This window comes from Arthrobacter sp. TB 26 (assembly GCF_000427315.1).
GTDB lineage: Bacteria > Actinomycetota > Actinomycetes > Actinomycetales > Micrococcaceae > Arthrobacter.
The window spans coordinates 12,616-13,121 of sequence record NZ_AUPJ01000504.1; positions in this window are offsets into that span (position 1 = coordinate 12,616).

Below are 506 nucleotides of genomic sequence, written 5' to 3' on the forward strand. Positions count from 1 at the left end.
GGCTCGAAGAGGGCCCGGCTCCGGTCGAGCTTCCGACGGCGCACGTCATCCAGTGCAGCGGTGCGCGCAAGCGCTCGCTGGGTGAGTCCCGAGGCGGCGGCGCTGTCGCCGTCAAGAGCGCGGCAGACAGACATAATCATCAATACCTCAGGGTCTTCGCTCCACGGGGCTGGCAGTTCCCGGCATAACCGTCCAAGGGCTTGGGCCCCATCCTGCAGTAAGAACTCAAGCCAGTGCTCTCCGAGTGACGTGACAGCCAGTCCGGGCGCATGTCCCAGCAGCGCTTGCGTGACGCACTCACGCACGTCGGCGTCCTGATAGTAGCCGGCGGCCACGCGGTGGAGGCGTTCAGCGAGCAGAGGGTCACTCCGCTCCAATATCCGGCGGCACTGGGATGCAAACAAGGGGTGCCAACGGTACAGGGATTCGCCGCGGCGGTATTCGTGCTCCTCGATGAAAAGACCGTTCCGGAGGCACGCCTCGAGGAGCATCCCGCCGTCGGGGCG